Genomic DNA, 16,731 nt, shown 5'->3' on the forward strand with positions numbered 1-16,731 from the left:
AGCCCGGGTTCCCGCAACCCGTTAGAATAGTTCTTTGCCCAAGGCCCGATGCCGCTCCCCATGTCCGAACAACATCTGACTGAAGCCGACGAGACGCTCGACGAATCCAAATTCGTCACGTTCGAAGGCTCGCCGTTCCAGCTTTATCAGCCGTATCTGCCCGCCGGCGACCAGCCCACGGCGATCGACACGCTCGTCGAAGGCATTGAAGACGGCTTGTCGTTCCAGACGCTGCTCGGCGTGACCGGCTCCGGCAAAACCTTCACGATGGCCAACACCATCGCGCGGCTCGGCCGGCCGGCGATCGTGTTTGCGCCGAACAAGACGCTCGCCGCGCAGCTCTATTCCGAGTTTCGCGAGTTTTTTCCGCGCAACGCGGTCGAGTATTTCGTCTCGTACTACGACTACTACCAGCCGGAAGCGTACGTGCCGCAGCGCGACCTCTTCATCGAGAAAGATTCGTCGATTAACGAGCACATCGAGCAGATGCGGCTGTCGGCGACCAAGAGCCTGATGGAGCGGCGCGACGTGATTATCGTCGGCACGGTGTCGGCGATTTACGGTATCGGCAATCCGTCCGAGTACCACAAGATGATTCTGACGCTGCGCACGGGTGACAAGCTCGGCCAGCGCGACATTATCGCCCGGCTGATCGCGATGCAGTACAACCGCAATGAGGCCGACTTCCAGCGTGGCTCGTTCCGCGTGCGCGGGGACACAATCGATATTTTCCCGGCGGAGCACGCCGAAATGGCGGTGCGCATCGAGCTCTTCGACGACGAGGTCGAGACGCTCCAATTGTTTGATCCGCTCACCGGCCGTGTGCGCCAGAAGATTTCACGCTTCACCGTGTACCCGTCGTCGCACTATGTGACACCGCGCGACACCGTGGTGCGCGCGGTTGAAACGATCAAGGACGAACTGCGCGAGCGGCTCGAGTTTTTCTACAGCAACGGCAAGCTCGTCGAAGCGCAGCGGCTCGAGCAGCGCACTCGCTTCGATCTGGAAATGCTGCAGGAGTTGGGTTTCTGCAAAGGCATCGAGAACTACTCGCGGCACTTCTCGGGTGCGGCGCCCGGCGAGCCGCCGCCGACGCTGGTCGACTACCTGCCGTCCGACGCATTGATGCTGCTCGACGAGTCGCACGTGCTGATCGGGCAGCTGAACGGCATGTACAACGGCGACCGGGCGCGTAAAGAGAATCTGGTCGACTACGGTTTTCGCTTGCCGTCGGCGCTCGATAATCGCCCGCTCAAGTTCAACGAGTTCGAGCGCAAGATGCGCCAGGTGGTGTTCGTGTCGGCCACGCCGGCTGACTACGAAAAGAAAACAGCAGGGCAGGTGGCCGAGCAGTTGGTACGTCCTACCGGCCTCGTCGATCCGGAAATCGAGGTGCGTCCGGCGCGTACTCAGGTCGACGATGTGCTTGCCGAGATCAACGAACGCGTCAAGGTGGGCGACCGCGTGCTGGTTACGGTGCTGACCAAGCGAATGGCCGAGCAGTTGACCGAGTTTCTGGCGGACCACGGCGTCAAGGTGCGTTACCTGCACAGCGACATCGATACGGTGGAGCGGGTTGAAATCATTCGCGATCTTCGGCTGGGCACGTTCGACGTGCTGGTCGGGATCAACCTGCTGCGCGAAGGGCTGGATATTCCAGAAGTCTCGCTGGTCGCGATTCTCGACGCGGACAAGGAAGGCTTCCTGCGCGCCGAGCGCTCGCTGATTCAGACCATCGGCCGGGCGGCGCGTAACGTGAACGGCAAGGCGATTCTCTATGGGGACAGGGTGACCGACTCGATGCGCCGCGCCATCGACGAAACCGAGCGGCGGCGCACCAAGCAGATCGCCTACAACCTGGAGCGCGGCATTACCCCGCGCGGCGTGGTCAAGCGGATTCGCGACATTATCGACGGGGTGTACAACGTCGACGACGCCCGCGCCGAGTTGAAAGAACAACAGACTCGCGCGAAATTCGAGGACATGTCCGAGAAGCAGCTCGCCAAAGAACTCAAGCGTCTCGAAAAGCAGATGATGGAGCACGCCAAGAATCTCGAGTTCGAAAAGGCCGCGCAAACCCGCGACCAGCTGGCGCTCCTGCGGCAACGCGTATTTGGCGCGAACGTTGGCGACCACGTGCCTGGCATCGAATAACACCTCGCCGCCTGACAAGGCGCGGCAACGTGTCGCGCCTTGTCCCTCTTCGCCTTACACCCCCCCCACCTCCTTCCGCTCGCGCTTTCCTTAGCACCCCCTTAAGACCCTGCTGCCATAAGGCTTTGCGTGCGTCCTCGTTTGTCCTCCTTGCCGATCAATGATAAACTCGACCAATATTGAGAATGGTTCGCATTAACGTTCGTAATGCGCTTGTCTGCGGTCTGTTGCCTCAGTCGGAGGACGTCGGAACCATGGCATAAAACGCATGCGCAACGCACTGTTCCAATGGGTTCGATTCCAGTCAGATAAAAACAAGGAGTTTCAATGCGGATTTCTTCATTTGTGCGTGGTGGCGCAGCAGCGGTGGCCGCAGTCGCGGCTCTTTCAGCAGCGGCAGCGGAATACCCGATTGGCAAGCAGCAGATTCAGGGCGGTATGGAAATCGGCGCGGTCTATCTGCAGCCGATCACGATGGAACCCGAAGGCATGATGCGCAAGGCGTCAGATTCGGACATCCACCTGGAAGCCGACATCCACGCGGTCAAGAACAATCCGACCGGTTTCGCCGAAGGCGACTGGATGCCATATCTGCAAGTTCGTTATGAATTGACGAAAGCCGGTTCGAATCAGACCCAGAAGGGCGACATGATGGCAATGGTCGCCAACGACGGTCCGCACTACGGCGATAACGTCAAGCTGCAAGGCCCGGGCAAATACCACCTGAAGATGACCGTCGAAGCGCCGATGCAAACCGGTCACATGGCTTTCGGCCGTCACGTCGACAAGGAAACCGGCGTGGGTCCGTGGTTCAAGCCGATCACGCTCGAGTATGACTTCACGTTCGCGGGTATCGGCAAGAAGGGCGGTTACTGATCGTTGCAGACGCAGATCGTCACGGTTTGTCGCGCATCGGTATGCGGTGAGGCGTGAATGAGTGAATGAGTGAATGCATGTAGCAGGCGGCGCGTGGACAACAAAACCCGCTGCGCCGCGTTTTCCGGAAGGGCTAATGAGAATTAACCGAAAGATCGCGATCGTCGCCATGACCACCGCGCTGGTAGGCGCCGCGCACGCAGCGGATCTGCCGACCTTCAAGCTGGAAATGACCGACGGCAAGCTGAACCCCGCACGTATCGAAGTGCCGGCGGGGCAGCGCATCAAGATTGAAGTGCGCAACACCGGCAAGGGCGCGGCCGAATTTGAAAGCGTGCAACTGCGTAAAGAAAAGGTGTTGGCGCCGGGGGCGGATTCGTTCGTCGTGATCGCTCCGCTGGAGCCCGGCGAATACAAGTTCTTCGACGATTTCCATCAGCAGGCGCAGGGCGTGATCGTCGCGAAGTAATAGGAATGGCTTGGGGTGCGAGCGTATGCCTTGAACAACCGGGTTACGCATTCACCGAAGCAGTAGAAGGGTAGAAGGGAGAGCTTGGATGGGTCAGATTCTATTCATCGTGTGGCGGGAGAGTGTTGAGGCCTTGCTGGTCGTCGGCATCCTGTACGCGTGGTTGAAAAATGGCGACGACGACGCGCGCCGCGGTTTGCCGTACCTGTGGGGCGGCGTCGTGGCCGGTGTGATCGCGGCGGTCGCGCTCGGCGCGGCGCTGGTCGGTTTCACTGAAGTGCTCTCCGGGGACGCCCAGGATTATTTCCAGACCGCCATGGTGCTGGTCGCGTGTGTGCTGATCGTGCAGATGGTGCTGTGGATGAAGCAGCACGGCCGCTCCCTCAAGCGCGACATGGAACAGTCGCTGCAAAAGAGCAAGCGCGATTCGAACTGGTGGGGCGTCGCGTTGCTGGTCGCATTGGCGATCGCGCGTGAAGGCAGCGAAACGGTGATCTTCCTGTACGGCCTTGGTTTCGGCCAGTCCGGCCACGTGGATGGCAGCCAGATGCTCGCTGTGGCGATCGGCCTCGGTCTCGCATTCCTGACCTTCTACGTGCTGCAGTTGGGCGGCAAGTATTTCTCGTGGCGGCTCTTCTTCCGCGTTACCGAAATCATGCTGCTGTTCCTCGGCGCGGGGCTGTTCCAGACCGGTGTCGACAAGCTGATCGACAAGGAGATCCTGCCGACGATCATCGACCAGATGTGGAACTCGTCAGCCATCCTTGACGACTCGAGCACGTTCGGTTCGCTGGTCGCGACGCTCACCGGTTATCGCGCCCACCCGGCGCTGATGAACCTGATTGCCTACGCCGCGTACTGGGCGGTCGTCTATCTGCTGGTGCGTCGCGTGAATCGCAAGCCGGCGCAGCGGGCCGCGGGGCGCGCCGCATGAGTACCCTGATGACCCGCCCGGGGCGCCTCGCCGCGGCTGGGCAGTGGATGCAGCGCCACGGCAGTTTGATTCGCGGCATTCAGTGGGTCGTGGTGGCGGTGTACGCATTCCTGATTCTCGTGCCGGCAGTGATGCCGCTGCCGGACGACACCGCACACCTGTGGAATAACCTGACGCTTGCCGCGCAGTTCGTGTTCTGGGGCATCTGGTGGCCGTTCGTGCTGCTGTCGATGGTGATGCTCGGCCGCGTGTGGTGCGGCGTGTTGTGTCCGGAAGGCGCGCTCGCCGAATTTGCCAGCAAATATGGCCGCGGCTGGGCGATTCCGCGCTGGATGCGTTGGGGTGGCTGGCCGTTCGTCGCATTCGGCATCACCACCATCTACGGTCAGATGGTGAGCGTCTACCAGTATCCGAAAGCGGTGCTGCTGGTGCTCGGCGGTTCGACTTTCGCGGCGATGATCATCGGCTTGCTGTACGGACGCGAGAAGCGCGTCTGGTGCAAGTATCTATGCCCCGTCAACGGGGTTTTTTCGCTACTGGCGCGTCTCGCGCCGTTCCACTACAAAGTCGATGAAGACGCGTGGCGCCGTTCGTACAAGAACGGCGAACATGGGCATCGCGTGATTCCAATCAATTGCGCGCCGCTGGTGCCGCTGCGCAATATGAAGGGCGCGTCGGACTGTCATATGTGCGGCCGTTGCAGCGGACATCGCGACGCGATCGCGCTGACATGGCGTGCGCCGTCGTCGGAAGTCGTGCAGCTCGGCGACAGGCAGGCGAACCCGTGGGATACCGCGTTGATCCTGTACGGCCTGCTCGGCATTGCGATCGGCGCATTCCACTGGACCGCTTCGCGCTGGTTCGTTGACCTGAAGATGTTCTTCGCCACGTGGCTGGTCGATCACGACATCACCTGGCCGCTCGACACCAACGCGCCGTGGTTCCTGTTCACGCATTACCCCGAGCAGAACGACGTGTTCTCGTGGCTCGACGGCACGATGGTGATCGGTTACATCCTCGCCACGGCGCTGGTGTATGGCACGGTGCTGCTGGTGTTGCTGATGGGCGCGACACGCATGCTGGGGCGTTTTAGCGCCGTGCGTCTACATCATTTGACGCAGGGACTGATTCCGATTGCCGGCGCAGGCGTGTTTCTTGGCTTGTCGGCGACCACGCTGTCGCTGCTGCGCGCGGAACATATGTCGTTGTGGTGGGCGTCGGATATGCGCATCGCAATCCTGGCGATTGCCAATCTGTGGAGCGCGTGGCTCGCCTGGCTCGTCACACGTCGCTACAGCGAGCGCTTCGTTCAACGTGGCCTCGCGATGATGTGGTTCGCCGCGGCGCTGGCGGTGGTCGATAGCGCATGGTGGCTGATGTTCTGGGGCTGGGCTTCGAAGTAAGTCTTAACGATTCGACCTGCTACCGGGACCCACCCGGTGCCGTGCCAAACAAAAAGCCGTGGAGATGACACCATCCCACGGCTTTTTAATTTCTGAATCTGCGATACACGTCGTTTCGTGCATCCGCAATGGTGAGAACCAAAAAAGCGGCCTGGCTTGCTGCGACGGCTGGCTTGGTGTCTGCACGAAGGGGTCTAGTTCTCACGTGCAAGCCGTCGTGGCTGGCTAATGCCCAACACCTCTCGAGGAGGTGGTCCCCACAATACCCGGTATTGACTTCTATTCGGCGTTGCCTGTTACTTCGTCAGGATCAGCTTGCCTAAGCGCGTCGCGCGCAACTGGTAGGTCTCGCCGTTATGCATGATGCTGACGTGACTATGTCCTTGCAGCAATGCGTCGCTGCGCACGACCCGATCCGACTTTTCGCTCGTACCGTTGGCGGCATCCGCTGCGGGCTTCGCGGCGGATGCTGTCGCCGTCGCTGCTTTCGGACGACTGGTCAGCGCGGCCGCCGGGCGGCGCAAGCTGAGTGTGGAAGAGCGCGTGAGATCGGTCATTCGTTTTAGCTGTTGGTCGATTCGATGGATTAATTCTAAATGATAACTATTCCCATTTACAAGAAAGAGAAATTCATCGGATTCGACTTCCGATAGCTGAACGACACGGGGAGAACGACAAGGGAGGGCAGGCCGCCTTCCATATGGCGGCCTCACGCAGCGCAAAGGCGCGGGCAGAGTGCCCGCGCAGGCATCAATGCAACGAACCGGGTTCCTGGGTCTGCACGTACTGGCGGATCAGCCGCACGGTATCGATATCGTTCTCGCGATACGCCGACTTCACGATTTCCTGCGTCTGCACGGCGTCCTGGTCATCGGAGACGGGCAGGGTGGTCGTGTATTCGAAGCGCAGGAACAACTGCAGTTCGTCAGGCTGCTCAATGGTCATGGTCAGCGAGCCGCCGACATAGTCCGCGGTCGGCAGAATGTCGTAGCGCACGCTCTGGCTATCCTGCAGCGTGACGCGGTCGCGCACGGTGGCCTGGCCGTAGTGCAGCTCCCGTTCGAGCGTGTTGCCCTCGCGCGAAAGGACGGTGCAACTGTCGAGGCCGATCACGAACAGTTGCGGCTGTTCGGCGCGCAGCACGAGACCCTCCCACAACTGCTCGCGGGTCATCGAGTCGACTAACGGATTCAACGGATCGTTGATCTGGATAAGGTGTTCGAAATTCAAAACGACGGCTTCCTATGAAAGCGTTGCAATACATGCGGCCCGTTAGCCGGTGCCGGCCCTTCCGGGCCATTCCTGTATCAGGCGACGGCGAGACCCGAACGGATCGTGATCGAATGCGTGAGGATCTTGTGAACCGGGCACGCATTGGCAATTTGCAAGAGTCGTTCCCGCTGCTCGTCGGACAGATCGCCTTCCAGCATGATCTTGCGTTCGATGGTCGATCCCGCGTCGCCGGTTTCAAGCGACAGCGCCACGCGCACGTCGGCGAGCGGCCAGCCCTTACGCTGAGCGTACATCTTCAGCGTGATCGACGTGCAGGCGCCGAGACTCGACAGCAACAGCGCGACGGGCGTCGGCCCGCGATCGCCGCCGCCAAGCGACTCGGGTTCGTCGGCGAGCCATGTGTGCTTGCCGTCGTCGAAAAGGACCTGAAAATTCGTCGAGCCGATGTGGGCGGTGACGGTGGGCTCTGCCATGCGCGCTCCTGAACAGGGACGGAAATCGCCGCGCGCCACGGCCCGTCATGGTTAGACAGCGTGGCGCACGGCATGAGTCGCTATTGTGAACGAATTTACCGGCCTTCGCGCCATGTGCGGCGGCGCGCGGTGGGGTGAGCGCCGCGCCACCGCGATCGTGAGCGGCGGCGCGTACCGATGGTGGTGGGTTAGTGCGTGATCGCGCCCATGCGCCCGGCCTGGTAATCGGTCACGGCCTGGCGGATTTCGTCTTCCGTATTCATCACGAACGGGCCGTAGCGCACCACCGGTTCTTTCAGCGGCACGCCGCCGAGGAGCAGCACTTCGAGCGGCTCGGCGCCCGCCGTCAGCGTGACCGACTCGCCGTCGTTCTGAAACACCACCATCGTCTGCGCGCCGACTTCCCGGCGCGCTTCGCCTTCGCCATATAAACCCTTGCCGGACAGGCTGTAAGCAAACACGCGATAGTCGGCCGGCACCGGCTGCCGGATCGATGCTCCCGGTTGCAGCGAGAAATGCTGATACAGGATCGGTGTACGCGTTTCGATCGCCGCCTTCACGCCGAGCGCTTCGCCCGCAATCACCTTGACGTGCACCTTGCCGTCCGGGGACGTCGCCACCGGAATGCTGGCCGACGGTATCTCCTGATAGCGCGGCTCGATCATCTTGTCGCGGCGCGGCAGATTGACCCACAGTTGCACGCCATGCACGCGCCCGCCGGTGCGCACGAACGACGGGTCCGGCATCTCACTGTGCACGACGCCTGCGCCCGCAGTCATCCATTGCACGTCGCCGGCACGCAGCGTGCCCGAATGGCCGGCCGAATCCTTGTGGCCGAACTGGCCCTCAAGCGCGTACGTGACCGTCTCGAAGCCGCGATGCGGATGATCCGGCGCGCCTTTCGCCTCGCCCGGCGCGTAGTCAATGGGACCCATTTCGTCGAGCAGCAGGAACGGATCGAAATCCATCAGCATGCGGGTCGGAAACGGGCGGTGGACGACAAAGCCGCCACCTTCGGTCGTGCGAACGGCGGGAAACGTGCGTTCGATCGTGCGTGCCGTGCTCATCAAAGTCACCTCAAAAAATGGGGAATAGCGTTATTTTTGAAACATGGAGCTATTATAAGGACCGTTTTTCAAGGTGCCAGCCGCCCTCACGCAATGGATTGTTCTATTACTGGAACGATGAGATGAAGATCGATTCACACAATCTGAATGACCTGATGTACTTTTCACAGGTCGTCGAACATGGCGGTTTTTCCGCCGCCGAGCGCGTGCTGGGTATTTCCAAGTCGCGCCTGTCGCGCCGGTTGACCGAGCTGGAAGCATCGCTGGGCGTACGTTTGCTGCAGCGTTCCACCCGTAAGCTGGCGCTCACCGAAGCCGGCCAGCTCTTCTACCAGCACTGTCAGGCGATGCTGAGCGAAGCGCAGGCGGCCGTCAACGTGGTGCAGCAGTTGCGTTCGTCGCCGCGCGGCACCGTGCGTGTGAGCGTGCCGGTGACGATTTCGCAGACCATCCTGTCGCAGATTCTGCCGGAATTCATGCATCGCTACCCGGAAGTGCGGGTGGTGATGCGCGTGACGAACCGCGTAGTCGACCTGTTCGAGGATTCGATAGACATCGCGTTGCGCGTGCGCTCCGATCCGCCGGAAAACGCCAATATCGTCGTGCGCCCGTTGTGGCGCACGCAGCAGATGCTGGTCGGCGCACCGAGCCTGTTGCAGCAGAATGCGCCGCCGCTGTTGCCTGCCGATCTGAGCCGTTTCGAAACGCTCGACGTGCCGACCGGCGACGGCCGCCACGTCTTTAATCTGATCGCTCCCGACGGCACGCACCACGCACACGAACACGAGCCGCGCCTCGTCACAGCCGATCTGATGACGATTCGCGAAGCGGTGCTGTCCGGCGTGGGTATCGCCGCGTTGCCGGAGATGATGTACGGCAGCGCGTTGCGCGCGGGACAATTGTCGCCGGTGATGCCGGGGTGGACCCTTCCGACGCCGCAGTTGTATGCGGTATTCGTGTCGCGACAGGGAATGGTGCCGGCTGTGCGCGCATTCGTCGATTATCTGGTCGAAATGCTCGATCCGGACGAAGGCAAGCACATCACGGGCGAGTGTCCGACGCGTGCCACGGCAGACGCATCGCAGCCAGTTCTCGCGATTGCGTCATAGCACTTATTACGTGCGGCAACATCGCTTTTAGCATTTAAGCGCCGTTTGTCATGAGTACTTTCAATGGCGGTTTGCTTGAATGCGCGCGCTCGCGGGCCTATAGTGAAATCCCTTCGCTAAGGAGTCTCTTATGCGAAAACTCATGGCCTCTATAATAGTGGGCCTGATAGGGCTGACCGCGCTGTCCGTGTCGATCACGGCCGTCGCATGCGGTGACTCGAGCTATCAGTCATCTTCTGATGGTAAATAATCCCGCCGCCCGAAGGCGCCGAGTGCGCACAAAAAAAGGCCTTCATCTGACGATGAAGGCCTTTTACTTTTAGCCCTTGTTTCAAGGGCTTTTCTGTTTTATCGGCAGGCGCTGCTTGACAGCGCTGCGTCGCGACAGGCGGATCACCTGCCTTCACGGTGCTTATTTGCCTTTAGGCTGCGTGACGAAGCCGATCTTCGTGAGGCCGCCGGCCTGCGCCGCCGACATCACTTCAGCCACTTTTTCGTAAGCGACTTTGCGATCCGCATCCAGATGCAGTTCCGGTTGCGGATTCGCTTGCGCAGCTTCTGCAATCTTCGCGCGCAGTGCCGCGTCGTCGACCTTTTTGTCGTCCCACAACACGTTACCGTCCGCATCGACGGAGACCGTCACTTGCGCGGGCTTGGTGTCTTCCTTCTGACTGCTCGCGTGCGGCAGATCGATTTTGACCGCGTGACGAATCACCGGGATCGTCACCATGAAGACGATCAGGAGAACCAACATCACGTCGACGAGCGGCGTCATGTTGATTTCGTTCATCAGGCCGTCGTCATCGTCGCTGGCGAAAGGGCTCATTGCCATCGGAATGCCTCGTCGATCAGTTGGTGCGTGTGGCGAGGCGCAGACCGTCGCCGCGCTTGGACGACGACAGACGGGCGCCCGTCACGAAGAATGCGTGCAGACCGTGCGCAAAGCGGCTCAACTTGGCGACGACCGCCTTGTTGGCGCGCGTCAAGGCGTTGTAGCCCAGCACGGCCGGAATCGCGACGAACAGGCCGAACGCGGTCATGATCAGCGCTTCGCCGACCGGGCCCGCGACCTGATCGATCGACGACTGGCCGCTCGCGCCGATCGCCAGCAGCGCGTGATAGATGCCCCACACCGTGCCGAACAGGCCGACGAACGGCGCCGTGCTGCCGATCGACGCGAGAATCGCCAGACCGCTTTGCATGCGCGCGACGCTTTCGTCCATTGTGTCCTTCAGGCAGCGCGTCACCCAATCCGACACGTCCATGCGATCGTGCAGATGCGGTTGCGTCTGATGATGGTGATCCGCGGCTTCCTGGCCTGACAGCGCGAGTGCCAGGAACGGATTGTCCTGCGGCGTCGACGACCCGGCGCCGAGCTTCTTCACGCCGTCGGCGAGATCATCCGAATGCCAGAATTGCTGCTCGGCATTCTTGGTGAGGCGGTTCAGGCGCATCACGTTCCAGCCTTTGATAACGATCACGCTCCACGACATGACCGACATGATCAACAGCGCGAGCGCGATACCGCGCGTCACGAAATCCCCTTGCGCCCACACGTGCGCCAATCCGTAGTTTTGCATTGCAATTCCCTGTTTTTAAAATCTGCCTCAATCGTTCAGATTGAAGTTGTAAGGCTGGGTCGCCGTGGCCCGAATGGGTTGGCCGTTCTCGAGATAGGGTTGGCACGAGCTCGCATGCGCGGCGGCGATGGCGGCGTCGTCCAGACGACTAAAGCCGCTGCTCTTTTTGAGCGAGATGCTTTCGACCTTCCCCGTCGGTCCGATGACGAACGTCACGTAGGCCGTACCGGTTTCGCCGCGGCGCTTCGACAGCGCGGGGTAGTCCGGTGTGACCATGCTGCACTCGATGTGCGAGACGTTCTTCGGTGCCGTGATGTCCATGGTCGGGCGGCCGACGGCCGGCGCCGCCTGAGCGGGTGGTGCAGCCGGCGCGGCAGGCGCGGGCGTGGGCTCAGCCGCGGCGACGGGCGTCGGCGACGGGGCCGCGGCGACCGGCAACGGTGTCGGCTTTGGCGTGGGTGTCGGCTTTGGCTGGACTTTGGCTTTGGTATGAACCAGCGGTGTCGGCTTGGGCGGCGGCGGTGTGGTCGATTGCAGCGCAACGGGCGCGGCCACGGGTGCCGGCGCCAGCAGTTGTGCAGTCATGACGCGCGATTCGAGCGGCGGCGCGACCGGTTCATGACGCAATGTCAGGACCACCGCAAGCAAAGCGACGTGAATCGCGGCGACAGCGGCAGTCGCGGTCAATGCACGGGAATTCATTCGGGTGGACGAAGCCGGCGTGACACCGGCTGAAACGGTATGCGAAGCCTGCATGTTAGCGTGGCGACGTGCCGTCGATGCGGCACGTCAGACAAGACATCGTCATGTTCGGAAGATCAGCAACGAAATGAACAAAGTAGTCACGAAACCAATCAACAATTCCATCTCAAACTCCTTTTAACGGGTGAGCGGGTAGCTGGCTGGTACGGGTACTGGCTTGCTGACGGCAGTGGGATAGGGCGTGAAGCGGCGCGTAAAACAAGCGCATGAAGCTATAAAGCGGTGAGCGCCCGGGAACGCGGCGTGGGCCGCGTCCTGAAACCAGCCTCAGGCGGCTTTGCGCTCGTAAAACGTCAGCGGCATCGCCTGCGGGTGATGATCGAAGCCACAGCGGCTCGCACACACGCCGCTTTCCATCATGACGCCGCGCACGGATTCCGCGCACTTGCCACAGCAGGAAGCGACGCCGAGTTCGAACTGGAGTTCGTCGAACGAATCGACGCCTTCCGCGATCGAGGCACGGATCTTTCGGTCAGAAACAGACTTGCAGACACAGACAATCATGGTAGGGCGTCATAGCTAACGTTAATGCGAACTATTATCATTTTGATTGGCTGGTTTGGCAAGCGTCCTGCATGATTTTTTGTAACAAAACCAGACTCTTAGAAGGGTTTCATCTAAGGAATGAGATTCGCCGCGGATGGCGGGAAGGGCGCAAAAACGCCTAAAAAGCGCGCAAAACAGCCGCGTGGCGCCCTAAAAGGCAGCGGATCAGGGGTTTATGCGGCTTGGGAATCCGGCGCTGCCGTGCGGCGCGAAGGAATCACGACCTGTTCGACGGTCGCGTTAATGTGCAGCAGGGTCGCGGCGAGCTGTTGCTGATGGGTGCCGTCTGCGGTGGAATAAAAGCGGGGCAGAACAGACTCTGCGCTATCTGAAGCGGCGCGCAGCCCGTGCTGGTCGAGTACCCGTTCCAACTGGCGCGCGATGGCCACGCTCGTATCGACCAGCATCAGCCGGTCGCCGACGATGTCGCGGATCGCCGCATCGAAAAACGGGTAGTGGGTGCAGCCGAGCACCAGCGTGTCGGCGCCGGCATCGAGCATGGGCTGCAGATAGCTGCGCAGCAGTGCGCGCAGTTCGGCGGAACCTACGTCGCAGCGTTCCACTGCCTGCACGAGCCCGTGGCCAGGTTGGCAAAGAAAACGGCAGTCGGCGGCGTAGCGCTCCAACAGGGCCTGAAAGCGGGCGCTGCGCAAGGTTACTTGCGTGGCGAGCACGCCGGCGACCCGCGTTTTCGACTGCAGCGCGGCCGGTTTGACGCCCGGCTCGACACCCACCAGCGGAATCGCCAGCTTTTCGCGGACCAGCGCGATTGACTGCGCGGTCGCCGTGTTGCATGCAACCACCAGCGCCTTGGCACCTTGCCGCGCGAGCCATTCGCAGATTGCAAGGGTGCGGTCGGCGATGAAGTCGTCGTCGCGTTCACCGTAGGGGGCGTAGAGCGAGTCGGCGGCGTAGATGAGCGCTTCGCCCGGGAGTTGCGCCCGGACCGCCCGCAGCACTGACAAACCGCCCAGACCCGAATCGAAAATGCCGACCGGCGCCCGCGAACCGCCACCTGAGGGGGCAATCCGGGCACTCGAAGAAGGCGATTCTGTGGGCATAGGCGATAAGGAGGCGCGCGGCACAGCGGTCACGGCAAACTCACGAAAACAGGGACGTGCGCAAGTATATCGCCCGCGCGGCGCCGATCTTGCCAATGAGCTGGCCAGCAAGATGACGTATAAGCCAGCCCATGAGCCGGTGCGCGGGCCTTTCCAACCCGGCTCGATCAGGACTCGATCGAACCCATTGCAGTTTGCTGGTAGTTCTGGATACCGACCTTGTCGATCAGATCCAACTGCGTTTCGAGCCAGTCAATGTGTTCTTCTGTGTCGTCGAGGATCTTCACGAAGATTTCGCGCGAGATGAAATCGCGAACGGATTCGCAATACACAATCGCTTCTTTGCAGGTGCTTTGCGAAATCTGTTCGAGCTTCAGATCGCATTCGAGGATTTCTTTGGTTTCTTCGCCGATCAGCAGCTTGTGCAGGTCTTGCAGGTTCGGCAGGCCGTCGAGCATGAAAATCCGTTCGATCAGCCAGTCGGCGTGCTTCATTTCGCCGATCGATTCGTCGTATTCATGTTTGCCGAGTTTCTCGAGGCCCCAGTGCTTGTACATCCGCGCATGCAGGAAGTATTGGTTGATGGCGGTGAGTTCGTTCTTCAACTGGGAGTTGAGATACTCAATGACCTTCTTGTCGCCTTGCATGATGTGTCCTTGTAGGGGCTTTGAATTTCCCAGAACAATAAACGGCGAAAGGCAAAAAGCCAAGGCAAAAAACACAGTTTTTCACCTTGATTTGCAAGGTTTTTTGCGTGATGCGTACCGTTCTCATTCCAGGATAAAAAAGCCGGGGTTTGAGGCCCCGGCTTGCACTTTCCTAGCTGATGCTAGTACCGATCAAATCGTCGCGACTGGAATCTTGCCGATTTTGGCTTGCCATTCCTTCGGGCCGGTCTGGTGCACCGACGTGCCGTTCGAATCGACCGCGACCGTCACCGGCATGTCCTGCACGTCGAATTCGTAGATCGCTTCCATGCCGAGGTCTTCGAACGCAAGAACCTTCGCGCTGCGAATCGCTTTCGATACGAGGTAAGCGGCGCCGCCCACAGCCATCAGATACGCGGCCTTATGCTTCTTGATCGCCTCGATTGCAACCGGGCCGCGCTCGGCCTTGCCGATCATCGAAATCAGACCGGTTTGCGACAACATGGTCTCGGTGAACTTGTCCATGCGTGTTGCGGTGGTCGGGCCTGCGGGGCCGACAGCCTCGTCACGCACCGGATCGACCGGGCCGACGTAATAGATCACACGATTCGTGAAGTCGACCGGCAGCTTTTCGCCCTTGGCGAGCATATCGGCGATGCGCTTGTGCGCCGCGTCGCGGCCCGTCAGCATCTTGCCCGACAACAGCAACGTCTGGCCCGGCGTCCAGGCTGCCACTTGTTCCGGCGTCAGCGTGTTCAGATCGACGCGCTGGCTCTTTTCCGTGTCCGGTTCCCACTGCACCTTCGGCCATGCGTCGAGGGAGGGCGCTTCGAGCTTCGCTACGCCCGAGCCATCCAGCGTGAAGTGCGCGTGCCGTGTTGCTGCGCAGTTCGGGATGATCGCGATCGGCTTGCTCGCAGCGTGCGTCGGTGCAGCCATGATCTTCACGTCGAGCACGGTGGCAAGACCGCCGAGACCTTGTGCGCCGATACCGAGCGCGTTGACCTTCTCGTGCAGTTCGACGCGTAGTTCTTCGATCCAGTCTTTCGGGCCGCGTGCGATCACGTCCTGAATGTCGATCGGATCCATCAGCGATTCCTTCGCCATCACCATCGCTTTCTCAGCGGTCCCGCCGATCCCGATGCCGAGCATGCCCGGCGGGCACCAGCCTGCGCCCATGGTCGGCACGGTCTTCAGAATCCAGTCGACGATCGAGTCCGACGGGTTCAGCATCGCGAACTTCGATTTGTTCTCCGAGCCGCCGCCCTTCGCTGCGACCTGCACGTCGACTTTGTCGCCCGGCACGATCTCGTAGTGGATCACGGCCGGCGTATTGTCTTTCGTGTTCTTGCGCGCGCCTTCCGGCGGGCTCACGATCGACGCGCGCAGCACGTTGTCCGGGTTCAGATAACCGCGGCGCACGCCTTCGTTGATCATCTCGGTGACGCCCATCGTCGCACCGTCCCAACGCACGCCCATGCCGACCTTCACGAACACCGTGACGATGCCGGTGTCCTGGCAGATCGGGCGTTTGCCTTCGGCGCACATGCGGCTATTGGTCAGGATCTGCGCGATCGCATCCTTCGCGGCCGGGCTCTCTTCGAGCTCGTAAGCGCGGCCCAAGGCCTGGATGTAATCGAGCGGGTGGTAATAGCTGATGTACTGAAGCGAATCAGCAATGCTCTGAATCAGATCTTCCTGTTTGATGACGGTCATGGCTAGCTCAGTGGGGACAGTGGCGCTTGTTTTCAGACTCGCAGGGCAGGGCGAGTCAGTCGTGCGCCTTCAGGGGAGTGGAACCGTTGGAACCCAGCGGATGCAATCCCGCGGGCTCCTGAAAATGCTTCGGATGCGTATGCGTGGTGAGGCGGTCGACGAATGCCATCACCAGCGCCGAGACGAGGAACGCGACGTGAATGATCACCTGCCACATGATGGTGTGCGTCGAATTCTGGTCGGGGCTGATGAAAGTCTTCAGCAGATGGATCGACGAAATGCTGATCAGCGCCATCGACAATTTGACCTTGAGTACCCCGGCGTTCACGTGGTCGAGCCATTCCGGTTCGTCCGGATGACCCTCCACACCCAGGCGCGACACGAAGGTTTCATACCCGCCGATGATCACCATGATCAGCAGGTTCGAGATCATCACCACGTCGATCAGGCCGAGTACCACCAGCATGATGTTGGTTTCGTCGAGCGTCATGGACGCCGTGACCAGATGCCAGACCTCTTTCAGGAACAGAACGACGTAGACAGCCTGGGCAACGATCAGGCCCAGATAGAGCGGCACCTGCAGCCAGCGGCTCATGAAGATGATGACGGGCAGCGGGCGCATCGGGCGGCGCTGACGGGCTGAGTCGGGTCGCGGGGCGGACATAGGCAAGAGTCAGATGAAACGCAGGTGACGGAACACG

At 60.9% G+C, this 16,731-nt stretch carries 18 protein-coding genes; 6 read left to right on the top strand and 12 right to left on the bottom strand.

Annotated elements, in window-relative coordinates; translation table 11 throughout:
* The first annotated feature begins 60 nt into the window (after positions 1-60).
* From uvrB to PQQ52_RS31925, 5 genes are all read left to right on the top strand, one after another.
* Positions 61-2,154, top strand: coding sequence for an excinuclease ABC subunit UvrB (uvrB, locus tag PQQ52_RS31905; protein WP_408220567.1), 2,094 nt, complete (start codon positions 61-63; stop codon positions 2,152-2,154).
* Between the two features lie 327 nt (positions 2,155-2,481).
* A complete protein-coding gene (locus PQQ52_RS31910) occupies positions 2,482-3,030 on the top strand; it encodes an iron transporter (protein WP_408220569.1) in 549 nt (182 codons plus the stop codon).
* A 136-nt stretch (positions 3,031-3,166) separates the two neighbouring features.
* Positions 3,167-3,499, top strand: coding sequence for a cupredoxin domain-containing protein (locus PQQ52_RS31915; RefSeq protein ID WP_408220571.1), 333 nt, complete (start codon positions 3,167-3,169; stop codon positions 3,497-3,499).
* An 88-nt stretch (positions 3,500-3,587) separates the two neighbouring features.
* Entirely contained in the window at positions 3,588-4,433 is an 846-nt protein-coding gene (locus PQQ52_RS31920; protein ID WP_408220572.1) for an FTR1 family iron permease, read from the top strand.
* Complete coding sequence (locus PQQ52_RS31925; RefSeq protein WP_408220574.1) at positions 4,430-5,836, top strand: 4Fe-4S binding protein; 1,407 nt, start codon at positions 4,430-4,432, stop codon at positions 5,834-5,836. The genes PQQ52_RS31920 and PQQ52_RS31925 overlap by 4 nt, the downstream gene beginning before the upstream one ends.
* A 296-nt stretch (positions 5,837-6,132) precedes the next feature.
* Here the strand turns inward: PQQ52_RS31925 and hemP are convergent, their stop codons facing one another.
* The 4 genes from hemP to PQQ52_RS31945 all read right to left on the bottom strand — a co-directional run bounded on the left by hemP (position 6,133) and on the right by PQQ52_RS31945 (position 8,609).
* Positions 6,133-6,393: a hemin uptake protein HemP gene (gene hemP, locus PQQ52_RS31930; RefSeq protein ID WP_408220576.1), complete on the bottom strand. Its 261-nt coding sequence runs from the start codon at positions 6,391-6,393 to the stop codon at positions 6,133-6,135.
* A gap of 193 nt (positions 6,394-6,586) precedes the next feature.
* Positions 6,587-7,066: an SRPBCC family protein gene (locus tag PQQ52_RS31935; RefSeq protein ID WP_408220578.1), complete on the bottom strand. Its 480-nt coding sequence runs from the start codon at positions 7,064-7,066 to the stop codon at positions 6,587-6,589.
* Between the two features lie 77 nt (positions 7,067-7,143).
* Positions 7,144-7,542, bottom strand: a complete 399-nt coding sequence (locus tag PQQ52_RS31940; protein WP_408220580.1) for an OsmC family protein — start codon at positions 7,540-7,542, stop codon at positions 7,144-7,146.
* A gap of 188 nt (positions 7,543-7,730) precedes the next feature.
* Complete coding sequence (locus tag PQQ52_RS31945) at positions 7,731-8,609, bottom strand: pirin family protein (RefSeq protein ID WP_408220582.1); 879 nt, start codon at positions 8,607-8,609, stop codon at positions 7,731-7,733.
* A 122-nt stretch (positions 8,610-8,731) separates the two neighbouring features.
* Here PQQ52_RS31945 and PQQ52_RS31950 point away from each other — a divergent pair, with 122 nt between their 5' ends.
* On the top strand, positions 8,732-9,718 hold the full coding sequence (locus PQQ52_RS31950; RefSeq protein WP_408220583.1) for a LysR family transcriptional regulator: 987 nt from the start codon (positions 8,732-8,734) through the stop codon (positions 9,716-9,718).
* Positions 9,719-10,130: 412 nt separating this feature from the next.
* On the opposite strand, the gene PQQ52_RS31955 is transcribed toward PQQ52_RS31950, so the two are convergent.
* From PQQ52_RS31955 to PQQ52_RS31990, 8 genes are all read right to left on the bottom strand, one after another.
* Positions 10,131-10,550 carry an ExbD/TolR family protein gene (locus PQQ52_RS31955; RefSeq protein ID WP_093646616.1) on the bottom strand — a complete coding sequence of 140 codons (420 nt, stop codon included), beginning with the start codon at positions 10,548-10,550 and terminating at the stop codon, positions 10,131-10,133.
* A 16-nt stretch (positions 10,551-10,566) separates the two neighbouring features.
* Positions 10,567-11,298: a MotA/TolQ/ExbB proton channel family protein gene (locus PQQ52_RS31960; protein WP_408220585.1), complete on the bottom strand. Its 732-nt coding sequence runs from the start codon at positions 11,296-11,298 to the stop codon at positions 10,567-10,569.
* A gap of 27 nt (positions 11,299-11,325) precedes the next feature.
* The gene (locus PQQ52_RS31965; RefSeq protein ID WP_408220587.1) at positions 11,326-12,054 is read right to left on the bottom strand and encodes an energy transducer TonB; all 729 of its coding nucleotides are present in this window, start codon (positions 12,052-12,054) and stop codon (positions 11,326-11,328) included.
* Between the two features lie 273 nt (positions 12,055-12,327).
* Positions 12,328-12,564 (bottom strand): (2Fe-2S)-binding protein, encoded by a 237-nt coding sequence (locus PQQ52_RS31970; protein ID WP_408220589.1) that lies wholly within the window; start codon positions 12,562-12,564, stop codon positions 12,328-12,330.
* 215 nt (positions 12,565-12,779) lie between these two features.
* Positions 12,780-13,667 (bottom strand): glutamate racemase, encoded by an 888-nt coding sequence (murI, locus tag PQQ52_RS31975; protein WP_408220626.1) that lies wholly within the window; start codon positions 13,665-13,667, stop codon positions 12,780-12,782.
* Positions 13,668-13,834: 167 nt separating this feature from the next.
* Positions 13,835-14,314 (bottom strand): bacterioferritin, encoded by a 480-nt coding sequence (bfr, locus tag PQQ52_RS31980; protein ID WP_090685707.1) that lies wholly within the window; start codon positions 14,312-14,314, stop codon positions 13,835-13,837.
* Between the two features lie 192 nt (positions 14,315-14,506).
* Positions 14,507-16,030 (bottom strand): fumarate hydratase, encoded by a 1,524-nt coding sequence (locus tag PQQ52_RS31985; protein ID WP_408220591.1) that lies wholly within the window; start codon positions 16,028-16,030, stop codon positions 14,507-14,509.
* A gap of 55 nt (positions 16,031-16,085) precedes the next feature.
* On the bottom strand, positions 16,086-16,694 hold the full coding sequence (locus PQQ52_RS31990) for a TIGR00645 family protein (protein WP_408220593.1): 609 nt from the start codon (positions 16,692-16,694) through the stop codon (positions 16,086-16,088).
* Positions 16,695-16,731: the final 37 nt, after the last annotated feature.

The sequence above is a fragment of the Paraburkholderia sediminicola genome (assembly GCF_046030555.1).
In the GTDB taxonomy this organism is placed as follows: Bacteria; Pseudomonadota; Gammaproteobacteria; order Burkholderiales; family Burkholderiaceae; genus Paraburkholderia; species Paraburkholderia sediminicola_E.